This window comes from Paenibacillus sp. GYB006, assembly GCF_036577645.1.
Lineage (GTDB): Bacteria > Bacillota > Bacilli > Paenibacillales > Paenibacillaceae > Paenibacillus.
In genome coordinates this window covers 659129-683331 of record NZ_JARBDA010000001.1, presented here as the reverse complement: position 1 = coordinate 683331, position 24203 = coordinate 659129, and the positions used below count along the sequence as shown (strand labels likewise).

Here is a 24203-nt window from a genome sequence, read left to right as displayed (position 1 = left end):
GACCCCTCCTATTTTAGGCGCTGTTATTACTTGATCCCGGAATGGGCCATTGTTTGAATGACTTTCCGTTGAAAGAAAAGGAAGAATAAAAAATTGGGCAAAAACAAGATTAAGGCTGCTACAGCGGCCGCCCCTTGACGCGCCACATTATTAGCCAAATTACTTGTGAGTGTATTTAGAAAAAACGGGAACGTCTTCATTGCTTCGTCCTGCATAAAGAGGGTTGAAGTCTGGGTGTCCCCCCAAACTCCCTGAAATGTGATGATCGCCACCGTTGCAATCGCAGGACCCACCATAGGAAGTACTATGCGGGCAAATAACACATGCTCATTTGCACCATCCACCTTGGCTGCTTCGAAAAGTTCCTTAGGAATCTGATCAATAAATTGCTTGAGCAGGAAAACCCCGACGGGAGCAGCCAAATGCGGTAAAATGTGTCCGAAGTATTGATTATTAAGTCCAAGATTAACGGCAACGAGATACCTTGGAATTGCTACTGTTTCAGGTGCAAACATTAAGGACAATAGAATGGTCCCGAAAAACAGCTTATGTCCCGGAAACTGATGCTTTGAAATTGGATAGGCACACAGTGCGCTAATGATGGTTACAAGAACAACGGTAGCGGCTGATACCACAATACTGTTGAATAAATATCGACTGATTGGAACAATGGAATTCTTCGTGATATTGAGCAGTTCCTGTAAATTCTGTAGTGTAGGCTGTCTAACAAAAATCGTAGGCGGATAGAGAAACAGCTCATGATAAGGCTTTAACGCATGATTAAAAATATAAAAGATAGGCAGCAACATAAAGATTGCACCCGCTGTCATCACAACAAGTAGCATCTTTTGAAAAGGGTCCATCGCTTTCAGCTTTGAGGCTTTGCGGAACAGCAGCATTATTCTTCCTCCTTTGTTCCGAACAGCTTGATGCTAAACCGATTAGCGGCGAACATGATGAGAAGCAGAAATACTGAGATGGCTGAGGCGTAGCCTAGTTCATAGCGCACACCGCTGTAATCGTCAATGGAGCTGATAATAACGTGTGCCGAGTATTCAGGCGTCGGGAATGAACCAGATAAAGTCGTACCAATTTCGCCTGATTTTAGTGTCCCTACAATAGCCATTACCGCACCAAACAGCATCTGAGGTTTCATTGATGGTATGGTGATATACCAAATTTCCTGAAGCCGACTCTTGATTCCGTCAAGACGCCCTGCTTCATATAACTCCTGATTAACATTGAGAACACCGGCTAACATAGCGAGAAAACCAATCCCCATACTTGACCATAGGGTTACACCGATCATCGACCCCATTAGATAGGCTTTGTCTTGCACCCATAAAATTGGAGAATCTATAAACCCAAACTTCATTAGGAAGCTGTTTAAGTAACCGATTCGGTCACCTGCTAGTAACGGAAGCCATACAATGCCCATCGCGATGGTCCCTGTTAGTGAAGGGGTATAAAAAGCAAGTGCATACCATGTTCGCGCCTTGTTTGGTAGTTGGGCAATAAGCCAAGCGAGTAAAAAAGAAAGAATATATCCGCCTGGCCCAACGAAAAGAGCAAATTTGAACGTATTAGGTAGCGAATGCTGAAGAAAAATCAAATCTTGAGATAATAGATATTGAAAGTTCTTCCACCCAATGAAGCGTGGAGGTTCGATGGCATTGTAGTAGGTAAAACTAAGACCAAATGCCATCACAATCGGAATGAATATAAACGCCAGAAAACAGAAGGTAAACGGCGCGATATATAGGTACGAAATCCGGTGTTTATAGATCGTCTTGAGAAGCTCCTGCAACCTCGAGTTTCCTTTGACATGCCGCTGGATGTTTTGTGGATTCACCACCAGCTCATTTTTCGGCAATTCCTTCCACTCCTTCCCATGGTTCGTCGATTTGCGGCAGATCCAAGGTCTTCAGCAGATGTCCTTCTTTATCAACAAGCCCGAACTCCTGCTGCTTCCGAAGCAGCTCTCTGTTGATTTCCATGACAGCCTGCTCCAGCGAAGAACGATAATTCATCCCATCCAGAACAGTGCGATACCAGGCATTATTCAGTTCTCGCGTCACAAAATAAGAGCCAGGTACTTGAGGTACTCCCTTATACCACTTCCACTGTTCTAGAATGACTTTCAGTTCCTCCTTCGACCAAGGCAGTCTAGCAAATGCCTCAACATTAGAAGTATTCCAGCGGAATTGAACGCCGTTTAACGCCTCCAGATCGGAGCCATATTTCTCTTGAATATCTGCAGATAACCACCACTTCATAAATTCCCAAGCTTCCTGCTGTTTATCTGATTTTTTAAAAATAACAGCTGACTGTTCGCCTCCCTGTGCCCATCTCTCCACGGTGCCATCTTCACTTTTTTTCCCTGGAAGCGGAGCGATTCCCCACCTTCCGGTAAGCTCAGGAGCAGCAACACTCATCGTGACATACATGTTGTAGTCAGCTACCCCAACCGGCATAGAACCGTCTCTAAAATGTTGATAAAAACTGGGTACGCTTTTCTCGATGCTGTAGATCGTATAAAGATTAGTCCAATCCTTAAAGCCCTGAAAGGCTTCTGGACTGTCAAGACCGCTCTTCATCCCATCTTCCGTAAAGAAATCCGCACCACTTTGATATATAAAGGTAGAAAAATCATTCGCCGGGAAATAAAAATCCATATTATCTTGCTGAAGAGTTGGCAGCATACTGATCACATCATCCCATGTATCCGGAACGGTAAGATTCAGTCGCTCCAAAATATCTTTACGATAAAAAAGCACTTTAAAAGATTGGGTCTCCGGCAAACCGTAGATCCCTTTATCGTAATAATAGGGAAGAAGTGCACCGGGAGCGAAAGCGCCTGCAGTCTCTTCATAATCATGAAATTGAGATAAATCGACAGCCGCATTACGAATCGCAAAGTCAATTGGTTTATCTTCTGACAAACCCAAAGCAATATCGGGTACGATATTAGCGGCGTTTGCGAGAACAAGCATATTCGGGTCATTCAGCAAGTTCACTTTTACTTTCACACCATTCTCTGGCGTGTAGTATTCATCCGCATATTGCTGTAGCAAGTTGACATAATCTCTGCCCCTTGCAACCCACACATTCAGTACATTTTCATCCATATCATTTAATTGATTTTCTTTCACAAAAGAATAGCTAAATTCGTCAAATCTATTTTTGGCCTTTGACCACAAGCTCGCTTCCATCTTCGGAAAAGAAGACTCATCTGGAACCCAATAGATTTGATCAAGCTGCAGTGGAGAAGCACTGAGCCCTGACTGAATATTTCCAAGCTTTCCAAGCAGGTTTGTAATATCGTCGTAATGATAAGGGATTTCATCTCGATTCTTGCTGATGCTTCGCAGATCTTGAACTGCTGATTGAATCGTTTGAACATAGGTATCTCGCTTGCCATTGATTTTTGTAATTTCCTTAGCAATCTCAGTAAGCTCGTTTTGAATGATTTCAAGACGCTCAATAATGTCGGGATAATCTTTCTCTGCATTCCAAGTCCGATTGCGGTCAATCTTACTGCCCGTCATCGCCTTCACATCATAGTCAACCTCACGCAGTACACTCAGCACATCAAGTAGTCGTTCTATGGAAGGGGAAAACGGGGCATAGGTTGCTTCCATCTGGATCGTATGGCTGCCCTTTTCTAAATAAAAGCGGTATGGCTCACCTTCTTCGCTAGAGATGACACTACCCTTCCACTTGGATGCATAAGGAAACCGGTAAGCAAGGAGTTCGTTAAAAGGTACCTTACCATCAATATAAATGGTTCGAAATACGGCCTTGTTGGAAGTAAAACCCTGATAGGTCCGCATAGCAAGCTTATAGATCCCGTTTTCGGGTACATCAAAGGTCCAAGTCAATGCCTGATTGCCTGAAGACCACCTTTCTCCGCCAACTGAATTATAAACAATATGATTATTAGCTTTAGGCGTCATTGCCGGGTCTTGTTCGGAGACAAGTGGAATTGCTACATCATTTTTCATGTCAAATTGTTCCGCCTGAATAACGATCGTTTCTGTAGAAGCATTTTTTTGCTGCACCGGGGGCTCGTAAGCTTCGGTTTGTACTGGTGGTACAAGTGCTATGGACTCAATAGCTAGGGATTCCGGACTTATGAGCCGGATCGTGTGAGTTCCTTTGCTAAAATGCCATAACAGCGGTTCTGTATAACGCCCATCGGAATCACGCAAAGCTTGCGTCTGCCACTCTTCGATCGGCTCGGGTTTTGGCCTCACTTCATCTCCTTGATCGTCTTTACGTACCTGCTTTTCATCCGCAAAATATCGAAATAATGGTAGAGCTCTCGCTTCCATGAATGGATAGATCCCGTCAACGGTCATCGAAAGCACAATCGGCTGATAAGAGATTCGTGCATTCTCGGATGTATCTGAAATAACATGATACGTGATATGTAATTCATACAAGCCTTCATCTGGTATATCCGTTTGAAACTCAATCCAAGAAGAATCCATATTGCTATTCCAGACCAGCACATTCTCCTTTCCCTTATAACTCGCTGCTTGGACACTTGCCTCTGAGTCATGATGTACCAGCCGATCTGCTGTGATCTGAACCTGTTCTTGTCCAGTAATGATCTCCTTGTTCTTCCATTCCTGCCTCATTTCAGCTTGTCTAGGTTCCATGGTTTGTGTAAGCTCATCCGAATTCCCCTCTACAAGCGACTTCAAATCCGTAACCGGGCTTGCTTCGGCTGAACTGAGATTCGGCCTGGCAGCTTGAAGCGGATACATTAGGCCAATACAGATGAGAAGCATGAGCATGCGGCGAAGCTTGAATATAACAACATTCATGATTCATCTCTCTCCTTCTGTACATGCTTAATCGATGAGCCGTTCACCGGTATCCTTATGAAAATAAAGCGCCTTGCTCATATCTACCGTGACATGAAGCTGTTCATCCCTCGCATACTGATTTCGTGGATTCACTCTAGCAATGAGCCATGACTTAAAACCGATATCAAGGTATATATATCGATCTGCCCCCATAAGTTCAGTCAGTTGAATGGAACCTGGAATCTGACTGCTCGGAGAAGTGTCATCCATCAACGGCCCTATACCCACATTTTCCGGGCGAATCCCGAGTGTCACCGTCTTATTCAGCATTCCGCGCTCCCTAAGTGCCTTCGCCTGATCCCTCGGAATATCCAGATCAAACCGCCGAGTACGAAAAAAAAGATTACCGTCTTCTGCTTCCTGCAGCTTTCCCTCAATAAAATTAATAGGAGGCGAACCCACAAAACTGGCAACAAAAGTATTAATCGGTTTGTTGTAAATTTCTTCCGGTGTATCCACCTGCTGAATGATTCCATCTTTCATGACCACAATCCGGTCTCCCATTGTCATCGCTTCTGTCTGGTCATGAGTTACGTAAATTGTCGTGACCTCCAGTTTTTTCACAAGTCGAATAATCTCTGATCGCATCTGGACCCGAAGCTTTGCATCCAGATTGGAAAGCGGCTCATCCATAAGAAAAACTTTAGGATTACGAACTATGGCTCTTCCAAGTGCAACCCGCTGTCGCTGTCCGCCGGAAAGCTCTTTGGGCTTGCGTTCAAGGAAAGGTTCGATTTCAAGAACTCTTGCCGCTCTTTTTACCGCTTGATCAATTTCATGTTTAGGGAGCTTTCGCAGCCGGAGTCCAAATGCAATATTTTCATAAACAGACATGTTCGGATACAAGGCATAATTCTGGAATACCATTGCGATATCCCGATCCTTTGGAGGCAGGTCATTGACTAGTACATCATCAATGTAAACTTCACCATCTGAAATATCCTCAAGCCCTGCAATCATTCGCAGCGTCGTTGATTTACCGCAGCCGGAAGGGCCGACGAATACGATGAATTCCTTATCACAGATTTCCAAATTGAATTGGTCAACAACCGCCTCTTTATCTTTTCCGTACCTTTTGCTTACCTGTTGAAAATGAATTTCAGCCATCTTTCCTTCCTCCTCTCTAAGGTGCGGATATCCGCTCGTAAATAAAGGAACCGCCGATCCCTTTACTGTAAGCCAGGAATCGGCGGCATCTACTTTACTTAGCCTTTTTCTCAGCCAGCAGTGCATTTACTTTTTCATTCGCTTCACGCAGTGTCGTGTTAATGTCTTTTCCTGCGTAATATTCTTTAAATGCATCCCACACAACGCCGCGGGCATCATTCTCATAGCTGGAGAAATAAGGAGCTTGAAGCGGCTCATAGATCATCTCACCGATATTTTTATCTTTTAGATGCTCAAGATCAGCTCCGAACTGTTTATTTAGTTCCGGGTCGTTAAGTGGGCTAAGCCGCGCCTGGTTACGCACCATTTCCTGCTGATTTTCTTTGGATGTAATAACAGAAAGTGCCTGAACAACTTGCTCCTTATGCTTGCTTGTTTTTGTCAATCCAAGAATACCGGCTTCTGTATATCCATGATTATCAGGAAGATCCGTATACACCGGGTAAGAGACAACACCCCAGTTAAAATCTACATCAGCTAATCTTCCTAGTACGTAAGAAGCGGAAGGAAGGATAGCTATATTTTTCTCAGTCGCGAAGTTATTAGGAGCGTCAAATGTCATCATTTTAGGAGGTTCATTACCCGGAATAGACCAAACTTTTTTAGCTGTCTCATAAATACGCTTCCATTTTTCATTATCAACGGATGCCTCTTCTGTTTTTCCATCGATATGCGAAGCTGCCAGCTGACTGGTCATTCGGCCCAAGTTATCAGAGTCAAGCCCACGATACTGGATACCATTCTCGTTTCGGGTCAAGCTTTTAGATAGTTCAATCATTTGATCCCATGTCATGTCATTCGTCGGATAATCCACGCCAAACTTATCAAAAATATCTTTATTATAAAATGTAATATTGAAACTCATGTTAAATGGTAGCGCATACAATTCGTTGTTAGATGAAAATTGACGAATGGTATCTAAAGTAGATGGCTGAAAAGCATTCAGATCAATTCCATGTTTCTCTGCTAATGGAGTAATATCTTCAAACAAGTCCAGGTTCGAATACTTTCCAAGATCTCCATTCCAGGTGAAAATGATATCCGGTACATCATTTGCTGCAATTAGTTCTTCGATCTTTTTACCTTCATCAGGTCTAACGGGTTCGATTGTAATATTGGGATATTTCGCCTTGACCGGATCTACAATGATCGAGCTAAGTTCCTCATCGCTGATTCCTGTACCAATGTAGAGCTTCAGCGTAACAGGATCATTATTCTCCTCAGATTTCGGTTCGACCGTCTCACTGCCGGGTTTTTGTTCCTCTGTTCCCTTCGCAGAATCTCCCCCGGAACTCGTACCTCCCCCAGAGCATGCGGACACAACAAGCATGAATACCAGAATCATAGCCGTAAGGAACGGCTTCATTTTTATACTCATTACATAGACCTCCATCCATTAATTAAGCTGTCTTTCTTAACGCTCTTCTGTAAACCCGCTTACACAGATAACAAAAAAAGAAAACTTATGAATTTACAGCCCCCTCTACAACCTCCTTGCCAATTTGATAACGCTTTAATTCTATCGCAGATAAAAACCAAACTCTCCCCCTTTTCATGCTCTATTTCGCGAAAACTAATTATTATTTGCTGTCTAGGCAATTAAATGTGATTCATTAATGAGGTGAAATAAATATACTTCTTGTGCTTCTGCAGAGAGAACTGGTACTATTTTGTTCGCTATATAAAAAATCTATCTTCCTGCTGACTGATACTTTTCTGATGAGTAAAAACGCAAAAAACCAGTGAAATCTGCAAGATTCCACCGGTGAATAGCAATCATTTTATACATTCATTGCCTGTGGTAATAATGTTCTGTACATCAAACTCTGTGTTCGTTCCCCATCCCAAACTGTTCTGCCATCCAGTCGTAGGCAATGTGTCCGCTGATTTCATGACCGCCAGTAAAAAAGTCGGCTGCGAGCTTCTCCTTTACCCCGGCTGCTTCATAAATTTGTTCGAGAATGGTGTATGCCTGTTTAGCCCCTGTTATAGGAAATACCTGATCCTCGCTCCCAGCTTCGATCAGCAATGGTCTAGGAGCAATTAAACCAATCAGATCCGCCATCCTTGCCTCTCGTAAGACACCAGGAATGTAATTATCGAGACAATGACTTCTTGATAGAATGCTGTCTTCAAATGTATTGGCATATCCGCTGATGACAGCTGCGCCAATACGTTCATCGAGCGCGGATACCAAAGAAGCAATCATGCCACCCCCGGAAATTCCCATACATCCTATACGCTTCACATCTGCCTCTTCTCTGAGCTCTATATAATCGAGCGCACGTATCGTTTCATAGACGCGGTAACCAGCTAGTGTCTCTCCTGCCATCAGCAGAGCCAAGGCAAGACGCTGACAGGAACTTTTTTTCGGATCATCTATAAGGTCTTCCGTGAGCCTGCGGTCTCCAAAGCCAAGCAGCTCAGGGGCAATAACAATAAATCCACGTCTAACCCATTCAAGCGCAAAGTCTTTGTGTAACCCGGGGGATTCGGTTCGTTCCGCACCATCCGCCTCCAGACCAACAATCTCACGACTTCCATATCCATGTCCATGTAAAGCGAGCACTACAGGCCGAGGTTCGTGCCTAGGCTCAAGTGGGGACAAAATATACATTGGCATGCGGAGCCCTTCATAGGTAGTGATCTCCACCCGTTCGCGGATATGGTCAGGACGTTCTGTTCGTTCCAACAACACGGGAGCAAGTGCTGCGGGAGATTCGGGGAACTTACCCAAAAGCGGTATTAATCGCCCTGTAAGTTCTTTTCTCCATTGTCCCCACTCTTTTTCTGATGTAAAAGCGCTCTTCGGCTGTATATTCTGACTATGCTGTGCAAAATAAAGATCGGGATTCCACCTTTCTGTTTCCATGACTTTCCTCCTATTTAATCATTTTTTATAATATACTTAATTTCTCAATCGCTTGTTGTTCCGTTGGCAAGAAAAAGATATCTTTTCCACTATTACATTCATGGATAAAATCCTTAAGGTTCTGGCTTGGATACATCGAAAAATCCCCGATAATAGCAACCTTCACCCGGTAATTAGTAAACTTTTGAAGAATTTCACCTGCAAGACGGGTTTTCAAATCAAAAAATTGTTCGCTCAGTAACGATTTATGTATTCCGATCCGGTCGCATCCTGCTTCATACTGTACAGTTGCCATCAAATCAAGTGCTGTCTGGACATCCTTGATTACCACCTCATCACTATTTAAGATCGCTATATTTATCCCATTCACTTCCGTCTTCATTATATCCATCAATTTACCTCCCATTATTAACTGCAAGTCCGAGCTCAACTATTACACCCTACCCATTTTATCCCTCTGATTTCAGCTCATATCCCTTTGTTTATAAAGCAATTAACTCTACTATAAATAATCACCATCTCTGCACGAGTAATAGCTGAATTAGTTAGAACATTCCCTCTTATTTATACCTAAGTGTATCTATTGAAAATGTGTACTATTACATCTTATATTCCCTGCTTATTCGTATAACACCTCCTATACACATCTCCAATTTCTACACATTCAACTAATCTTCAACTTTGTAATATACAATTGGCCACTAATAAAAATCGTGACTTCACTTTGAAATATGACTGTTAATCAAGTGTGTTTAAATCACACAATGTAACTAACACTCACTTTAGACCCTTTATTTATATGTGGAATATATGCATCCACAAAATATGAATGTACAAGGAGGCAGATATGATCGAAGAAGTTATGCTTAACCGACTGCGGCAAATTTCAGTTTAAGATCGGGTATTTGTAGAGAAATCAGAAGACCAGAAATTGTTGCAACAATGGAACGTGTCAGGTGTGAAATTTGCGGCTTCTGCCGAAAATCTGGAAGATACCTATTATTCAGCACTGCAGAAACTACTCGCTTGTATCAAATCTATGGGAGAAGACAAGCTTATTTTACTCGAAGGAGGTAGCTATCTGGGATGCTGGCTGGAGAGCACCGGTACGATCAACGATGAGCTGTTATCGCGTCTTAATCCATCTGTATCGGAAACGACCTTTCTTATTCGTTGTCATTATTGCAAGCCATCCTATGTCAAGCTTGTCCTTCATATAAAAAAAGCTGACGCAGTTTGAATACTGACGTCAGCTTGCAAGATTGGGCTTATTTGTTTATGTCTTTTCAGATAGTAGCGGCTCTAAGGAATCCACTCCATTGTTAAATAAAGAGGGGTATCACCCTTTAATACAAAACCTAATCTTTCATACAACTTGTACGCAGGGTTAACACTCAGTACATGAAGCTCGATCGAAATCCCCTTGTCCATTGCATATTTCTGATAACGAGAAATCAGTTCTGTCCCGAATCCCCTGTTGCGAAAGTCGCTAAGAAGGGCAATATCAACAATCATTAGCATCTCGTCCATTTCTCGGGTTAACATCCGGCCGATCCGTTCGCCCTTGTAGAAAATGATTTCTTCTTTCAGCGAGCCGGGATGCGAGGAATAAGAACGTGTCTGAGCATCGAACTGCATTCGCATAAACATTTCAACTTGATCCTCATTCCATCCCCACGAAGCTACCTCTGACTTTCGAGTATCGATATACAATTGAAAGAGAAACGGCCTATCCTCTAGGTTTGCCAAGCAGGTATTCAGTTGCATGCTTAGATCAACCCAGATTTTTGCAAAAGTCTTTGCATGATAACAGCTATTTCAGATCGGGTTAAGTCATCCTTTGGAGCAAGCATTTTCATATATTTACCGTTTATAATCCCCGCTTGCAAGGCCGCTGCCGTATGTTCTTTTGCCCAGATAGAAACCTTAGAAGCATCGGCAAACGAAGTTAGAATCTCATTGGTATTTTGCTGAGGTGAATTCTCCTTTAGGCCCGTAAGGGTCATAGCTTTGGACAGAATGACCATCGCTTGTTCACGAGTAATCTTATCTTCTGGACGGAATGTACCATCCTTAAAGCCGTTGATCAACTTATAATCGTAAGCGGTTTGAATAGAACCTGCATACCAAGATGATGCACTAACATCAGCGAATGGTGAAGAACCGTTTTCCAATTTTAGCCCCAAAGCTCGGACAATAATCGAGGCGAATTCTGCTCGAGTAATTTCCTGATTAGGACTGTATAAACCATTCCCCGTGCCCTCAACAATCATTCTGGACCCCATATCGTTAACTGCAGCTTTGGCCCAGTGATTAGCAACATCCTTGAACTCAAGTGGATGCCAGACTATCGAATATGTACTATTCGTCAAGCTGTTAATGACTGCAGAATAGACTCCATTCATTTCTACCACTTTAGTGGGTACATGCCGAACACTACCGTCTGGTTCAACGACAATACCCGTTGTGATCTTGTTAGGGTCAATCCCTTCAGGCAAAGTTACGGTTCGTTCTACATAAGCATTAAACTGGGTAATATCGACTTTCGTGTTCCCGTAAGAACCTTGAATGGAAAAATCAAGCGGCGGAATGACGATGCTAAAGCCTCCATCGTCCGCTGCATTTTGAGCTACCTGCTCCATTCCCGATTCAGGTACCGAGATCTGAATTTGAATCTTGATATCTGCGAGGGCAATCGATTGTCCCATTTGATTAGAAAGGGCATCAATATTTATTTGCTGTGCAGGTAAAGTATAAGTAGCGTTATTCGTTTGAATTTTCACTACTGCTTGCTTCTGCTCCATATTTTTGACCATTTGACCATTCAATTCCCCAATTATGATGTCAGCACCGCTAGTGACAGGAATGGTTACGATGGCATGATCGCCTTCAGCAGCCAGCTTTTCATTAAGCTTAACCGGATCAACAACAATGGTCGAGACCTTGTGATTATTCAAAGTCGAATTTACCAATGTTCCCGCCTTTTCAACCTTCCCATTCACCAGGACTTCCACTGCATTATCCTCAGATTGCGCTGGAGTCGCAGGTATTGATGGCACTGGATTTATTGGCGCCGGTATTGCTGGTTCCGGCGTTGTTGACTCCGGTATTGTCGGCTTCGGCGTTGTTGGTTCCGGTGTCGTTGGCTCCGGCGTTGTCGGCTCCGGTGTCGTTGGTTCCGGTGTCGTTGGCTCCGGTATCGTTGGCTCCGGTGTCGTTGGCTCCGGTATCGTTGGCTCCGGTGTCGTTGGTTCCGGTGTTGTTGGTTCCGGCGCTACTGGTGGTAAAGGATTGGTAGTAACACTTTGGGGTTCTACGACTTGGATAACCTGAAATGAAACGGCAGACAGGTGATCTGCCGTTAAGCTAACAGTTGCCCTATAGGTTCCAGTTGCTAAACCATCTTTCGCTCTTACAGTAAAAGTGTCCTCTTCTCCACTATCTATTTCCCCAGCGACTGGAGTCACCTCAAATGCGTCAACATCCCCTGCGGTCAATTCAGCTCGCAAGTTAGTTAAATTTCCCGTTCCTGTATTTGATACGGTAATGGACTTTGTTTCCTGTGTCCCTGATTCGTATGCTTCGGTCAGTGGAGTCATTGTTTGATCGGAAATTGTCCCTATGATGTATGTCGGTTCTATCGGTGCTGATGTAACTGTTATAACCGACAATGCGAACTTGCTAGTATCCTCGGTTGAGGTTGCTTTTATTTTATATTCGCCTAGCATAGCGTCTGAAGCCACTGTCACTTTGCCGGTTTCGTCAACGGCAACCTTTGAAGCATCACTACTTGTCCAGGTCACCGTCTGTTCTGCTCCGCCTACCACTTCGATGTTAGCCGTCAGCTGCTTACTTTCTCCCTGCATTACATTCGCACTGCTTGGAGTTACGGTTACACTTTTAACAGCAGGTGCTGGAATAACTGTAATCGTTGATGTACTCAATTTGCTGGGATCTACAGTTGAAGTCGCCGTTATTGTGTATTTCTCCGGTTTAGCGTCTGAAGCTACCGTTACTTTTCCGGTTTTGCCTACTGAAACCTTTTCAGAAGCATCGCTGCTGCTCCAGGTCACCGTTTGTTCTGCCCCGCCTACCACTTCTACATTAACCGTCAGTTGCTTACTTTCTCCCTGCATTACTTCTGCACTGCTTGGAGTTACGTTTACACTCTTAACCGCTGGTGTTGGAGTGACTGTAATCGTTGATGTACTCAATTTGCTGGGATCTACCGTTGAAGTCGCCTTTATCGTGTATCTCCCCGGTTTAGCGTCTGATGCTACCGTTACATTTCCGTTATCGTTTACTGCAACCTTCAAGGCATCGTTGCTGCTCCAGTTCACTGTTTTGGCTGCTCCTCCTACCACTTCTACAGCAGCAGTTAGCTGCTTACTTTCTCCCTGCATTACATTCGCACTGCTTGGAGTTACGGTCACACTCTTAACTGCCGGTGCTGGAGTGACTGTTATCTTAGATGTACTTGTTTTGTTGGGATCTACAGTTGAGGTGGCCGTTATGATATATTCGTCCGGATCAACATCCGAAGCTACCGTTACGTTCCCGTTCTCATTTACTATGACTTTTCCAGTATCATCGCTGCTACTCCAGATCACCGTCTGGTCTGCTCCGCCTACCACATCGACGTTAGCAATCAGCTGCTTACTTTCTCCCTGCATTACATTCGCACTACTTGGAGTTACGGTTACACTTTTAACCGCTGGTTCAACAGGTGCTTGCGTTACCTTAATCGTGGACGTGCTCGATTTGCTGGAATCTTCGGTTGAAGTTGCCGTTATCGTGTATTCCCTCGGCTCCGCGTCCGAAGCTACCTCCACGTTTCCGTTCTCATCTACCGTCACTTTTCCTTTATCATCGCTGCTACTCCAGGTCACCGTCCGGGCTGCTCCGCCTGACACATCGACGTTAGCAGTCAGCTGCTTACTTTCTCCCTGCATTACATTCGCACTGCTAGGAGTTACGGTCACAATCTTAACTGCCGGTGCTGGAGTGACTGTTATCTTAGATGTATTCATTTTGCTAGGATCTACAGTTGAAGTCGCCGTAATGGTATATTCCCTCGGATCAGCACCCGAAGCTACCGTCACGAATCCGTTCTCATTAACTATGACTTTTCCAGTAGCATCGCTGCTTGTCCAGGTCACCGTCTGCTCTGCTCCGCCTACCACTTCTACAGCAGCCGATAGCTGTTGAGTTCCTCCCTGCACTACATTCGCACTGCTCGGGCTTAATTCAACGCTAGTAACTGCTGGTTCAACAGGTTTTTTTGTTACCTTAATCGTAGACGTACTCGATTTGCTGGAATCTTCGGTTGAAGTTGCCGTTACTGTGTAATCCCCTAGCTTAGCGTCCTTGGCTACCGTCACTTTTCCAGTTTCGTCTACTGCAAGTGTTGTAGCATCACTACTACCCCAAGTCACCGTCTGTGCTGCTCCACCCACAACTTTTACTTCGGCTGTCAACTGTTGACTTCCACCCTGCTCTACATTCACACTGTCAGGGGTTACGGTCACACTCGTGACTGCAGGAACAACCGGGGCATCAGTATCATCGGGATCATTAATACTTCCAGGACCAGTTACTTCAAAAGAAACGTTGCCTTCAGCTCCGTTCCAAAATCCGGTCATAACCATATAATAGGTTACACCGGCCTTTAGATGAATATTGCTGATTCGAGACAAATTATTATCAACGTGTGAAATATCATCATTACCCGCTATTAAATTATGCAGTGGATGATCGGGATAAAATCTATCTTTATACACATATAGAACCGTATCCTTTAAAGCATTTTGATCTTCTTTATCTGGGGGAGTTACCAAAAAGTTATAATCACCGTCAATAGATGGAGTAATGGTTCTATAAAAATAATTTCGAAGGTAGGATTCTCCCTCGGGTTCATCATCTCTTACCGTCACTTGAAACGGATATCCTTTACCTGTGAAGTCCTGACTAACAAACCATGTTCCACAATAATTATCTTTTCCAGCTCCGCATTCTAAGCTATTACTTCCTTCTTGAAAATACCATGTCGGCTCCAGCAAATAAGGATCGTATATATCTTCATCATTCTTCTCATTAGAAACATCTAACGAAACATCACCCGGCATCTGCAGTCTTACAAAAGTAGAGTTCGTATCCAAGCTACCACTAAACTGGGTAGTTATCATATCAGCATTTCTAGTATCAGCATTAGCTGTAAGAGGTCCAGAGAACAATGACCCACTAATTAAAACAAAGGAAAGAAAAATATGCCCGAGGACCTTACTTTTAGAAGAGATTTTGTACATAAATCTGTCCTTTCATATAAATTTCTCAAAGAGAATTGAAGATATAACGTTCAAAATTCGTAATCCTTAGGATGTTTTTTCAGGAAAAACACCTTGCAAGGCTATAATAAAATTAAGCTCTGTATAAGGCTGCATATTATTGTGCGGCTGCGATTCACCCGTCGTACCAATCGCGAGCGGATTCATGGATACGGACGGCGTATTGGAATAATACTTTGGTGCTGCATTCTTCCCGATTTTCGAAGTTGGAGTCCATACCGCTCCTTCAGGACTCAATTCACTGCCCTTGAGCTGAGTTTGCGGAGTATGGCTGTGACTCGGTATTTCCGCTTCAAGAAGTGTAACCTGAGCTTCTCCATCCGGTTTTCCAAATGCTCGAGGGGTTAAACCGATGCCTTGACCCGAATGCATGGGTGCTCTTCCGCGAAGATCGGGAAGTTGAAAGGTTGTCTCTCCGTCTCCTCCAAACTGGTTTCCTATCACACTAAACAATACTGAATTTTCTTGAATTTGCAGGGTCTGTCCATTACAAAACTCCCAGTCCCTCGGTGCATAAGTGCCTGCAAATAATCGAATTTCTCCTACATACGGATCCATTTAATTCCCTCCTAATTAACTTCTCGGCGGAAAGATACCTATGGTAGCAATACAATAGTTCACTACAAGGTAGGGCTGCATATTCGAGTGAGCCTCACTATTTCCTGCTGTTGTTAAAGCTTCACTGGACATTGTTTTATCAGTCTGATCTGCATAAGGGGTTATACCCGAGGTTGTCCCCCAAGTAGCATTGTTCGAATTAGCAGTTACGCCGTCAGAACCGGCGGAAGCATCGTGTGTATGCTGCGGCATTTCATTTGTCGTTAAGGTATGCGTTTCTTCTCCGCCATAAGGGTTTGGAGTATATGGATTAATCGCCCCAAGAGGAACGCGGCCCTGAAGATCGGGAAGTGCAAACGTCTTAGGGGCTTCCCCACCGAAACGATCACCTAATAAAGCAGACAAAGCTTGATTTTGTGAAGTTTGAAGTATTTGTCCGTTACATTCCGCCCAGCCTTGTGGAGGGTTTCCATACGCAAAAGCGAATAGGCGAATTTCACCTATAAAGGGTTCTGCCATCTTTTTAATCTCCTACTCTTTATTAATTATCATTGTGACGGATATAGGCCTTGAAGCGCAATAATAAAGGAAACGGGTAAATAAGGCATCAAATTGTTATGCGGGCTGCTTCCACCGGTTGATGAAACGGATGCTGTATTCATAAGTCCAGTAGGATTCTTATCTGCCGAATACTGTTTTGACGCGCTAGCTGCCCAAAATGCATTTTTCGGATCGCCTATAATTCCTGCAGTAGATTCAGCATTAACAATGTGGGTATGCGCTGGTAACTGCGCTAAAGTTAAAGCGACCGTCTCCGTCCCTCCTGTTTGACCCATTGCATATTCGGTACCACTTTTACTATTTGTTCCTTTATGAAGCGGCAATCTCCCTCTCAAATCAGGCAATTTAAAGTTAGTTCTTCCATCCCCGCCATACGTTACTCCAATGATTGAGTAAAGACTCTCATTATCTGTAATCGGGAGAATCGCACCATCGCAAAACGCCCATCCTTTAGGAGGATAATTGCCTGCAAACATACGAATTTCGCCTACATATTGATCACTCATCCGAAATCTCCTTTTTCTATTCTGAGGCTTATAGTTCTATAACAATCGAATCAGATAATTTCTCCTGAACAGTGACAGCATCTGGTTCTTTTCCTGGCAGGCTAAACATTTCATTATCAGCAAAAATATCATTACTATTCATAGGCTTCGGCACAGCAAAAGCACTCATTTTGCCGGATGGAGTCTTAGGCGCATAAGCTTCCGCTTTTCCAGCCAAGGTCATTACGATTTTCTTAACATCACTTAGATTAACGCCTTCGTTCAGCTTGCAGCCACTTCGATCCTCAAGCGGTACCTCAATAGACCAGAGGGATAATAAACCTGGCATGATCCGGGTAGTCCCATCTCCTACTGCTCCGCCGGATTGATTGATTATTTTTTCAGCAGATTCGCCTGTAATTCCCTTTCCTTCTTCGGGTGTTACTTCATATTCATAGAAACCATGGCTTTTATTATGAACAAAATCAAACCGCTCACCATATAAATTCAGGAACGTTGAATGACCATAGTGGGTATATTCCGTATGAATACTCCCCGCCGTATGCCGGGCTCCGGGCAATTGAACATGACAATCACTAACCATCATGTGCGCTTTACCTGCAATTTTCTCCCGTATGAGTTGATTATCTATAGACAAAGGGAAAAAGGCCGGCTTGTGTTCACGTAACGCTACGAATTGTTCTGGGAAAGATTCTTCAGTGAAAATAATAGTTACATTTTTGAATGGCTGTACTGGATTTTCTGAAGCATTCAACGCATCTTTTAATTTCACTGTGATTTCAGCATGGATGCGACTGAGCTCAGCTACATGACTATCCCGAATCAATGGGAAAAGGTCCTTGCTAAGAACCAAATATCGATAAGCCTGATATTCTTGATATAGGAAATCAGTTAAAGCTAGCTTCAATCCGTTATAAAGATCTAGTATATATGTATGAAATAACGGCAGACTGGCATCCAGGTCATCACCAATCGCCTGTTTAATATGATCCTCGTCTGCTCGCCGTTGCTCCATTTCGGCAAACAGTCTTGCTTCCTCTAAATGTTTTGCTTTAATGGATTGGGTTTTACTTTGATAGTCTTCGACAACATTAAGATACTGATTAAAAGCTTTGCGGTATCCATCGACTTTATCCCCAGGCATCTTCCCATAGACCGGCTTTAGCATATCGTCAAACTGTTCACGCGACATTGCAAGCATCGATGAATTATAGCCAAATGAATCACGCGCCTCTTCGATCTGCCCTAGCAGATCAACCAGTTCGGCACCACTCTTTAATACACCGAGGCCGGAAGAGAAAACAGTGCTTACATTCTTCAGTGATTTAGAAAGTTCCTCTTCTTTTTCTTTTTTCTCTTTTGCTACGGTCTTGTCGCTTTTGAAAGTATCATCAATCACAATTGTTTTTCCGGTGTTCCAATAGTTGCTCACAGCGGAAGCGATGGCCCCGCCTGTTTTAAGTGCGGTTAGAGCAGGTGTAACGTTGGTTACCAGCGCAACTCCGTTAACGACCAGATCAAAGGTAGCCTTAAGGGAATCCATCGCAAGCTTTGATCTTAACTCTTCTACAAATTCTTCTGCTACGTTCTGTAGATTCTTTTCATTGGATAATATGCTTTCATATAGCTCGCTCGCTTCAGATACCAATCGTTCTCCATCAACAATCGATTTTTGCCTTTGATCTTCCAAGTCATTAATCCGTTTCTCTGCAACGCTCATAGCATCCCTTAGTATCTTCACTCGGCCTCTTTGATCATTGTCAGCCTTTAGATAATCAAGATATAGAGTTTCAGCTTGCTGAGCAGCATTAATGAGGTTGCTGCCTAGATCCTGATATTTGTCCAGCGGCATTAGTGGTACCCAGTTCCAAGGATGTCCAAAGTAGTCTAGCCCTTGTCCCAACTGTGATAGCAAGATGATCGCCTTATTACGCAAAGAGAGCCACTGAATGGAAGTATCCAGCATACTCTTTTGAAAAGAGGAATAGGAGTCCAAAGCTCGAACTGCATCAAACCAAGAATCATTAGGTGTTGTTTCATGCAACCAATTTAGAAGAATAGCTGACTCTTCGAGTTTTTCCTCACTGCCTGTAAGATAAGCGAGCCCTGCTTTATTGAGGGTTAACATCTGGCGTTCGAGAGAAGCACTTAAAGCTGACTCTAGATCGAGCGTCGAAAAATCCGTGTAAATCTCTGTTCTGTCTACTTTTATTCCATAAAATTGCCCATACTGTATTTGGAAAACTCCAGTGTTAGCGGGCTGACCGTCAACAGGATTAGCGGCGTAAATCCCCGGATCCCCATCTCTGCCATTTGAACCGCTTGGCTCCCTCTCTTGGCTTACTATTTTGACCGCTGTTGTTCTTCCAGTGACAACTTTAAATTTACGGCCACCTATTCCGCCCTTAGCTCCGGCACCAAATTTTCCTGGACGGGTAGGAGCTCCGGCAACTCCGGGTTGACTTTCCATTGTGATCTTTTGTTCTGCACAATCAATCACATACCCGACAAAAATATGCCCAGCGTCTCCTCCATTTCCTGAGTGCCCAGCATTACCGGCTTTGCCTCCATTACCTCCATCTTTACCGGGTTCTGAGGAATCATCCGATGAAAACCAATGGGTTTCCGCGTCTCTTCCATTCTCTCCATCACGGCCGTTCATGCCGTCTCCTCCGTCTTGTCCACGTCCCCCATTGCTGCCATTTGCCGAAAGCTTTAATTGACCTTGCAAGTCGAAATGCTCTGCTACAAGTACAATATGGCCGCCGGACATCCCGTCTCCCCCGTCAAAACCATTATCGCCATCGCCACCATTGTCTCCGTTTCTGACAGGCATATCTCCTGGATTAGCCTTAGGCTGGCTAACAAAGTTCTTTTCTTTAGGGACAGGGGTTCCTGATGTACTGATCGAAACGTCTCCATCCGAAGAGATCACTCTAGCATTCAGGGTCAGATTACGCCCTGGTAAATTCAATGATCCGGCAAAATGAATCGTATCCGCCTGAATCAAGTAGTGAGCTGTTACATCGGAAAAATAATCTTGATTTAAAGTTAAATCTGCAGCCGTTAAATAAATCCATTCTTCTTTTTTGCCTCGCTGCACACCGGAATACAAAGACTGTCCGGTAATTTCCATAACACCCATCTGCGGCTCTTCCTCCATATTATAAAATTGTGACATGGCCGCTCTTATGTAATCCAAAATTGCTGTCCTACTAAATTATGATCATTGTCACATTGCCATCTTATTGTAATGGTATTTTCTTCATAAAAAAAGACATTTTTTTCTCTTTTTCGACATTTTTTTATTTACTGTTTTATTTCTTATTTTTATACAATTTGTAATAGAGTTTTGGGAGAATAAAATCGAAATTTTATTATTGCAGAATGAAAAAATTAAAAATCCTAGAGAGAGAAAGGTGTTAAGTTAATGGGGAGTTTTACATGGAGGAAAACTAACTAAAATACAATGATAAAAAAGAAAAAACCCGCTAAAATAGCGAGTTTTTTACCTGAAATGGAGCCTAGGGGGATCGAACCCCTGACCTCATCGCTGCCAGCGATGCGCTCTCCCAGCTGAGCTAAGGCCCCTTAATTATGTAGTTGGCTATTAATCAACATTTGTGTCTGCAGTAACTTTCCGACTTAGTTATTATACACTCAGAAACGTATCGTTGCAAGTATTTTTCATTGAAATTTAGACTCACAAATAGAATAGATTGGAACTTGATTTCATGCCATAGCGTATTTACTTAAAAGGGGCTGATCTGATGTTCATTTTTTATTTTCTAATGGGTGTTTGTGTAATAGCACTTGGGATCCTCGCTATTAAGCGTCCTGATTCTTGGTTATTCAAAAGAATAGGCTACGATAGAGAGCCCAGTGATATGTGGCTTTCCTATGTTAAGTTCGCTGGGGTAATCAGTATAATCATGGGGGTGATAATCATTATATTAGGCATGCAACATCTTTTCCAATGACATTCAACTTACCGCTCGATGATGACTAGGATTCATTCGCTCAAATGATAATGCAGTCACATACAACAATCGAGATAACACTACTCACCTCTCCTCCAATGATTAGTTAGAATACTGAATGATCCAACGAAAAGGATTGCCCGCTCCATGCTCTTTTCTGTGTCCAGGGTTCATCCGGCATTGCCCAAAATGGTTGATCACTTGATAGTCCTAGCGGCAGAAAAAAGGTACTGCACAGATATAAACTTCCTGTAGAAATATAACCTTCCGCTATATCGGGTTGATTGCCGTAAAACCCAATCTGAAGCCATCCGTTCTCATCGAATGTACCTTCGCCAGCAATGGTTCTCTGCAATACTGCGGTAAGCGCACAGCGTACACTTGCACAACCCAACTTCTCAGGAAGCGTTTCCATCAGTGCAAGCTGAGATAACAACTGAAAAGCACCAAAACGGTATGCAAGCGAACGACCTACTGGAGGGAATGTTCCTTCTGGTGAGATCATACGTTCAAGCACTGCGCCATATCTTTGTGCTCGGGACAGTACGAACTCGTAAGCCGAGTCCCAATCAGGGTACATCCCTTTAAATGTAAGGTGGATATCAATAAGCATAGGCTGAATGACAAAGCTGTTATAGTAGTCCCAGTGAAAATGAGGGCCATCTCCGTAGGTTCCATCCCCTAGATACCAATGCTCATGCTGTTTGAGAGCGTAATCGACTCTCATCACATCAAAGTCCTCTTCTCCCATCATATACAAGGCCGCCTCAACCATAGCAGAGAATAAGAGCCAGTTCGAGGGAACGGCTTTTATACGACGAGTCTTCTTTAAGCACTCAATAAGCTGCTGCTTCACTCTCGGTTTCAGCTGTCCGTAAAGTTCCTGAGGAGCTCTCACAATCGCGTGGGATAAAAAAGCTGCATCTACCAGCGGCTGACCGCCTTCTGTAAAATTCATAAAATCTGGTGAATTCCGATCCGTTCCAGCATCAATCGCTTGTCTAGCCATTGCTGCATACTTATTTCTTAGAACTTCTTCTTCTCCATCCTGCTTACGTTCTAGCCATGGAGCTATTCCGGCAAGTAATCTGCCAAGTGCTTCGAGATGAGTATAGGTTTCCCTACCCACTAAGGGAGAATCCACAGGCATGAGTTCCTTTAACTTCCGGTTCGATAAAGCTTCCAATACAGGATCTGCTATTCGAAGCATTGATTCAAGCCATAATTTACGACTATGTATCATGAAAGTGAATTCTCCTTTATGATAAAGGTATGTTTACTCTTCGTAGGGTTCCTTGGATAATAACGTTTTTAGTTCTTTCATAAACATATTAATATCTTTGAACTGCCTATATACAGAAGCAAAACGTACATAAGCAACTTCATCTACGGGATACAGCTGTTCCATAACAAGCTCTCCGATGTCTCTGCTCTCTACTTCAGCAACAGCAGTATTTCGTAAAGAAGACTCTACGGCAGAAGCAATATGATCAAGCTGTTCAACAGATACAGGACGTTTCTCACAGGCCCTTATCAATCCTCTCAGCAGCTTTTCTCTGCTAAACTCTTCTCTGCTTCCATCTTTTTTAATGACGATCAGCGGTGTCTCCTCAATCGTCTCAAAAGTGGTAAACCTGCGGTTACATTGTTCACATTCGCGGCGTCTGCGAATGGACTTGTTCTCATTAGCAGGTCGAGAATCCAGTACTTTCGTACCTTCGTACGCGCAATACGGACACTTCACGGACATCACTCCTCTTATTGTATATACTTTCCAACTATTTTTCTTTTCAAAAGTGTAATGAAAATCACATATCCGAGACATAATACTTTTACCAACTCGCAAGGAGGTGAAAGGCAATGGCACAAGGTAACAACGGAAATTCAAACCAACTAGTTGTAGCAAACGCATCTGGTGCTCTTGAGCAAATGAAGTATGAGATCGCTCAAGAACTAGGTATCAGCATCCCACAAGATGGATACCAAGGTAACATGACTTCCTACGAGAACGGTTCTATCGGGGGTTACATTACAAAACGTCTTGTAACGATCGGTGAACAACAACTCGCTGGTCAATTTCAATAATAAGTAATTATAAAGTGCTGGACAGGTTAGCCATTAGGCTGGCCTGTCCAGCACTTATTCGTATTTTAATCTAAAAGATAATAAGAATCAAAACTCCTTATAGATATCTTTATACTGATTATAATAATAAATAACCCGCTGTACATAATGCCGGGTCTCTCCTACCGGAATTTCATTAATGGTATCGAGTTTCCCATCCCATAAGCCCTTCTTAATCCAACTGCCTACATTCCCTTGTCCTGCGTTATAAGCGGCGATCGCTGCTATTGGATTGCCATCAAAATGATCGGATAAGTAATCAAGATACCATGTACCAATTTCTATATTCGCCTCAGGTTCATGTTTCAGTTCATCCATCGTTACGTTCTTTTTCTGTTTTTTCTCCAACACCCAGTTCGCTGTGTCAGGCATCAGTTGCATTAAACCGATAGCGCCTTTTTTCGATTCGCGGCTCAGTTTATAATTGGACTCCACTCGAATAATAGAGGCTACGAGGAATGGGTCCACATCATAAGCTTCTGCTTGTGTACGAATCTCATCTTTATAATGAATCGGATAAAACCAAGACATCCAATTGGTATTAAAAAATAGAAGAAATAAAAAGGAAACAAGTATAACAAGCAGTACTCTTTTTTTACGAAGCCATCTCATGATAGACCCGTGTCACGCCAAAAGGCCAAAATTTGCTTCTTCGTTTCTTCAAAATTCCCACTGTTATCTATAATAATATCTGCTTTTTGTTTCTTCTCTTCTATATCCATCTGTGCTTTCAGGCGAAGGATCGCCTGATCCTTGTCCAATCCATCTCTCTTCATTAACCGCTCTAATTGAACTTCCCTCGGTACATATACCAACATGATCTGTTCATACCCATCTTCAAGTCCTGACTCATAGAGAAGAGGGATATCAGCAACAACAAGACGGTCTGGGAACTGTTCTTCGAATTTATGCTTACGGTCTCTCATCTCCTGACGAATGGCAGGATGGGTAATTTGATTTAATGCTTGAAGCTGATCTGGATGATTAAAAACAAGCTCACCGAGCTTCTTACGGTTCAGTGATCCATCTTCTAGCAGAACAACTTGTCCGAAATGTTTTGCGACAGCAGCAAGCACAGGGTGCCCGGGAAGCATGACTTCCCGAGCGATCTGATCTGCATCAATTAAAATCGCTCCAAGGCTTACAAGAAGCTTGGAAACACTGCTTTTACCTGACGCAATTCCGCCTGTTAATCCAATATTCATGTATTCACCTCA

The 24203-nt window shown here is 43.3% G+C and carries 19 protein-coding genes and 1 tRNA gene; 2 read left to right on the top strand and 18 right to left on the bottom strand.

The genetic code is table 11. The annotated features are described in order from the left end of the window. Positions 1-26 precede the first annotated feature (26 nt). The 7 genes from PV403_RS03315 to PV403_RS03285 all read right to left on the bottom strand — a co-directional run bounded on the left by PV403_RS03315 (position 27) and on the right by PV403_RS03285 (position 9304). Positions 27-899, bottom strand: coding sequence for a carbohydrate ABC transporter permease (locus PV403_RS03315; protein WP_332083593.1), 873 nt, complete (start codon positions 897-899; stop codon positions 27-29). Next, entirely contained in the window at positions 899-1873 is a 975-nt protein-coding gene (locus PV403_RS03310) for a carbohydrate ABC transporter permease (RefSeq protein WP_332083592.1), read from the bottom strand. Before PV403_RS03310 ends, PV403_RS03315 begins: the two co-directional genes overlap by 1 nt. Next, the gene (locus PV403_RS03305) at positions 1860-4832 is read right to left on the bottom strand and encodes an extracellular solute-binding protein (RefSeq protein ID WP_332083591.1); all 2973 of its coding nucleotides are present in this window, start codon (positions 4830-4832) and stop codon (positions 1860-1862) included. The genes PV403_RS03310 and PV403_RS03305 overlap by 14 nt, the downstream gene beginning before the upstream one ends. A 27-nt stretch (positions 4833-4859) precedes the next feature. Next, a complete protein-coding gene (locus PV403_RS03300; RefSeq protein WP_332083590.1) occupies positions 4860-5981 on the bottom strand; it encodes an ABC transporter ATP-binding protein in 1122 nt (373 codons plus the stop codon). A 94-nt stretch (positions 5982-6075) separates the two neighbouring features. After that, on the bottom strand, positions 6076-7419 hold the full coding sequence (locus tag PV403_RS03295) for an ABC transporter substrate-binding protein (RefSeq protein WP_332083589.1): 1344 nt from the start codon (positions 7417-7419) through the stop codon (positions 6076-6078). A 441-nt stretch (positions 7420-7860) separates the two neighbouring features. Next, complete coding sequence (locus PV403_RS03290; RefSeq protein WP_332083588.1) at positions 7861-8913, bottom strand: alpha/beta hydrolase family protein; 1053 nt, start codon at positions 8911-8913, stop codon at positions 7861-7863. A gap of 25 nt (positions 8914-8938) precedes the next feature. After that, a complete protein-coding gene (locus PV403_RS03285; protein ID WP_213532138.1) occupies positions 8939-9304 on the bottom strand; it encodes a DUF4180 domain-containing protein in 366 nt (121 codons plus the stop codon). A 540-nt stretch (positions 9305-9844) separates the two neighbouring features. Here PV403_RS03285 and PV403_RS03280 point away from each other — a divergent pair. Continuing rightward, a complete protein-coding gene (locus PV403_RS03280) occupies positions 9845-10153 on the top strand; it encodes a hypothetical protein (protein WP_213532137.1) in 309 nt (102 codons plus the stop codon). Between the two features lie 62 nt (positions 10154-10215). Here the strand turns inward: PV403_RS03280 and PV403_RS03275 are convergent, their stop codons facing one another. From PV403_RS03275 to nrdR, 9 genes are all read right to left on the bottom strand, one after another. Continuing rightward, positions 10216-10680 (bottom strand): GNAT family N-acetyltransferase, encoded by a 465-nt coding sequence (locus PV403_RS03275; RefSeq protein ID WP_213532136.1) that lies wholly within the window; start codon positions 10678-10680, stop codon positions 10216-10218. A 2-nt stretch (positions 10681-10682) separates the two neighbouring features. Next, positions 10683-15218, bottom strand: a complete 4536-nt coding sequence (locus PV403_RS03270; protein WP_332083587.1) for an Ig-like domain-containing protein — start codon at positions 15216-15218, stop codon at positions 10683-10685. A 66-nt stretch (positions 15219-15284) separates the two neighbouring features. Beyond that, the gene (locus PV403_RS03265; RefSeq protein WP_213532134.1) at positions 15285-15815 is read right to left on the bottom strand and encodes a phage tail protein; all 531 of its coding nucleotides are present in this window, start codon (positions 15813-15815) and stop codon (positions 15285-15287) included. Between the two features lie 15 nt (positions 15816-15830). Beyond that, complete coding sequence (locus PV403_RS03260) at positions 15831-16334, bottom strand: phage tail protein (protein WP_213532133.1); 504 nt, start codon at positions 16332-16334, stop codon at positions 15831-15833. A gap of 29 nt (positions 16335-16363) precedes the next feature. Further along, a complete protein-coding gene (locus PV403_RS03255; RefSeq protein WP_213532132.1) occupies positions 16364-16882 on the bottom strand; it encodes a phage tail protein in 519 nt (172 codons plus the stop codon). A gap of 28 nt (positions 16883-16910) precedes the next feature. Next, the gene (locus PV403_RS03250; RefSeq protein ID WP_213532131.1) at positions 16911-20084 is read right to left on the bottom strand and encodes a hypothetical protein; all 3174 of its coding nucleotides are present in this window, start codon (positions 20082-20084) and stop codon (positions 16911-16913) included. Between the two features lie 316 nt (positions 20085-20400). Then, positions 20401-20473 (bottom strand) — tRNA-Ala (locus PV403_RS03245). A gap of 495 nt (positions 20474-20968) precedes the next feature. Continuing rightward, positions 20969-22105, bottom strand: coding sequence for a DUF2264 domain-containing protein (locus PV403_RS03240; protein WP_332083586.1), 1137 nt, complete (start codon positions 22103-22105; stop codon positions 20969-20971). 33 nt (positions 22106-22138) lie between these two features. Further along, a complete protein-coding gene (nrdR, locus tag PV403_RS03235) occupies positions 22139-22606 on the bottom strand; it encodes a transcriptional regulator NrdR (RefSeq protein WP_213532129.1) in 468 nt (155 codons plus the stop codon). Between the two features lie 116 nt (positions 22607-22722). Between nrdR and PV403_RS03230 the strand changes: the two genes are divergently transcribed. Beyond that, a complete protein-coding gene (locus PV403_RS03230; RefSeq protein ID WP_191797975.1) occupies positions 22723-22947 on the top strand; it encodes an alpha/beta-type small acid-soluble spore protein in 225 nt (74 codons plus the stop codon). A gap of 87 nt (positions 22948-23034) precedes the next feature. Here PV403_RS03230 and PV403_RS03225 read toward each other — a convergent pair whose 3' ends face one another. Both PV403_RS03225 and coaE read right to left on the bottom strand, forming a co-directional pair. Beyond that, a complete protein-coding gene (locus tag PV403_RS03225; RefSeq protein WP_191797974.1) occupies positions 23035-23598 on the bottom strand; it encodes a lytic transglycosylase domain-containing protein in 564 nt (187 codons plus the stop codon). Then, the gene (gene coaE / locus PV403_RS03220) at positions 23595-24191 is read right to left on the bottom strand and encodes a dephospho-CoA kinase (protein WP_332083585.1); all 597 of its coding nucleotides are present in this window, start codon (positions 24189-24191) and stop codon (positions 23595-23597) included. Before coaE ends, PV403_RS03225 begins: the two co-directional genes overlap by 4 nt. Between the last annotated feature and the right edge of the window lie 12 nt (positions 24192-24203).

Excerpts from the sequence above, each read along its gene's own strand:
- PV403_RS03315 (WP_332083593.1), bottom strand. The coding sequence starts at position 899 with ATGCTGCTGTTCCGCAAAGCCTCAAAGCTGAAAGCGATGGACCCTTTT.
- PV403_RS03305 (WP_332083591.1), bottom strand. The coding sequence starts at position 4,832 with ATGAATGTTGTTATATTCAAGCTTCGCCGCATGCTCATGCTTCTCATC.
- PV403_RS03300 (WP_332083590.1), bottom strand. The coding sequence starts at position 5,981 with ATGGCTGAAATTCATTTTCAACAGGTAAGCAAAAGGTACGGAAAAGAT.
- PV403_RS03295 (WP_332083589.1), bottom strand. The coding sequence starts at position 7,419 with ATGAGTATAAAAATGAAGCCGTTCCTTACGGCTATGATTCTGGTATTC.
- PV403_RS03290 (WP_332083588.1), bottom strand. The coding sequence starts at position 8,913 with ATGGAAACAGAAAGGTGGAATCCCGATCTTTATTTTGCACAGCATAGT.
- PV403_RS03285 (WP_213532138.1), bottom strand. The coding sequence starts at position 9,304 with ATGGATATAATGAAGACGGAAGTGAATGGGATAAATATAGCGATCTTA.
- PV403_RS03275 (WP_213532136.1), bottom strand. The coding sequence starts at position 10,680 with ATGCAACTGAATACCTGCTTGGCAAACCTAGAGGATAGGCCGTTTCTC.
- PV403_RS03270 (WP_332083587.1), bottom strand. The coding sequence starts at position 15,218 with ATGTACAAAATCTCTTCTAAAAGTAAGGTCCTCGGGCATATTTTTCTT.
- PV403_RS03265 (WP_213532134.1), bottom strand. The coding sequence starts at position 15,815 with ATGGATCCGTATGTAGGAGAAATTCGATTATTTGCAGGCACTTATGCA.
- PV403_RS03260 (WP_213532133.1), bottom strand. The coding sequence starts at position 16,334 with ATGGCAGAACCCTTTATAGGTGAAATTCGCCTATTCGCTTTTGCGTAT.
- PV403_RS03255 (WP_213532132.1), bottom strand. The coding sequence starts at position 16,882 with ATGAGTGATCAATATGTAGGCGAAATTCGTATGTTTGCAGGCAATTAT.
- PV403_RS03240 (WP_332083586.1), bottom strand. The coding sequence starts at position 22,105 with ATGATACATAGTCGTAAATTATGGCTTGAATCAATGCTTCGAATAGCA.
- PV403_RS03230 (WP_191797975.1), top strand. The coding sequence starts at position 22,723 with ATGGCACAAGGTAACAACGGAAATTCAAACCAACTAGTTGTAGCAAAC.
- PV403_RS03225 (WP_191797974.1), bottom strand. The coding sequence starts at position 23,598 with ATGAGATGGCTTCGTAAAAAAAGAGTACTGCTTGTTATACTTGTTTCC.
- coaE (WP_332083585.1), bottom strand. The coding sequence starts at position 24,191 with ATGAATATTGGATTAACAGGCGGAATTGCGTCAGGTAAAAGCAGTGTT.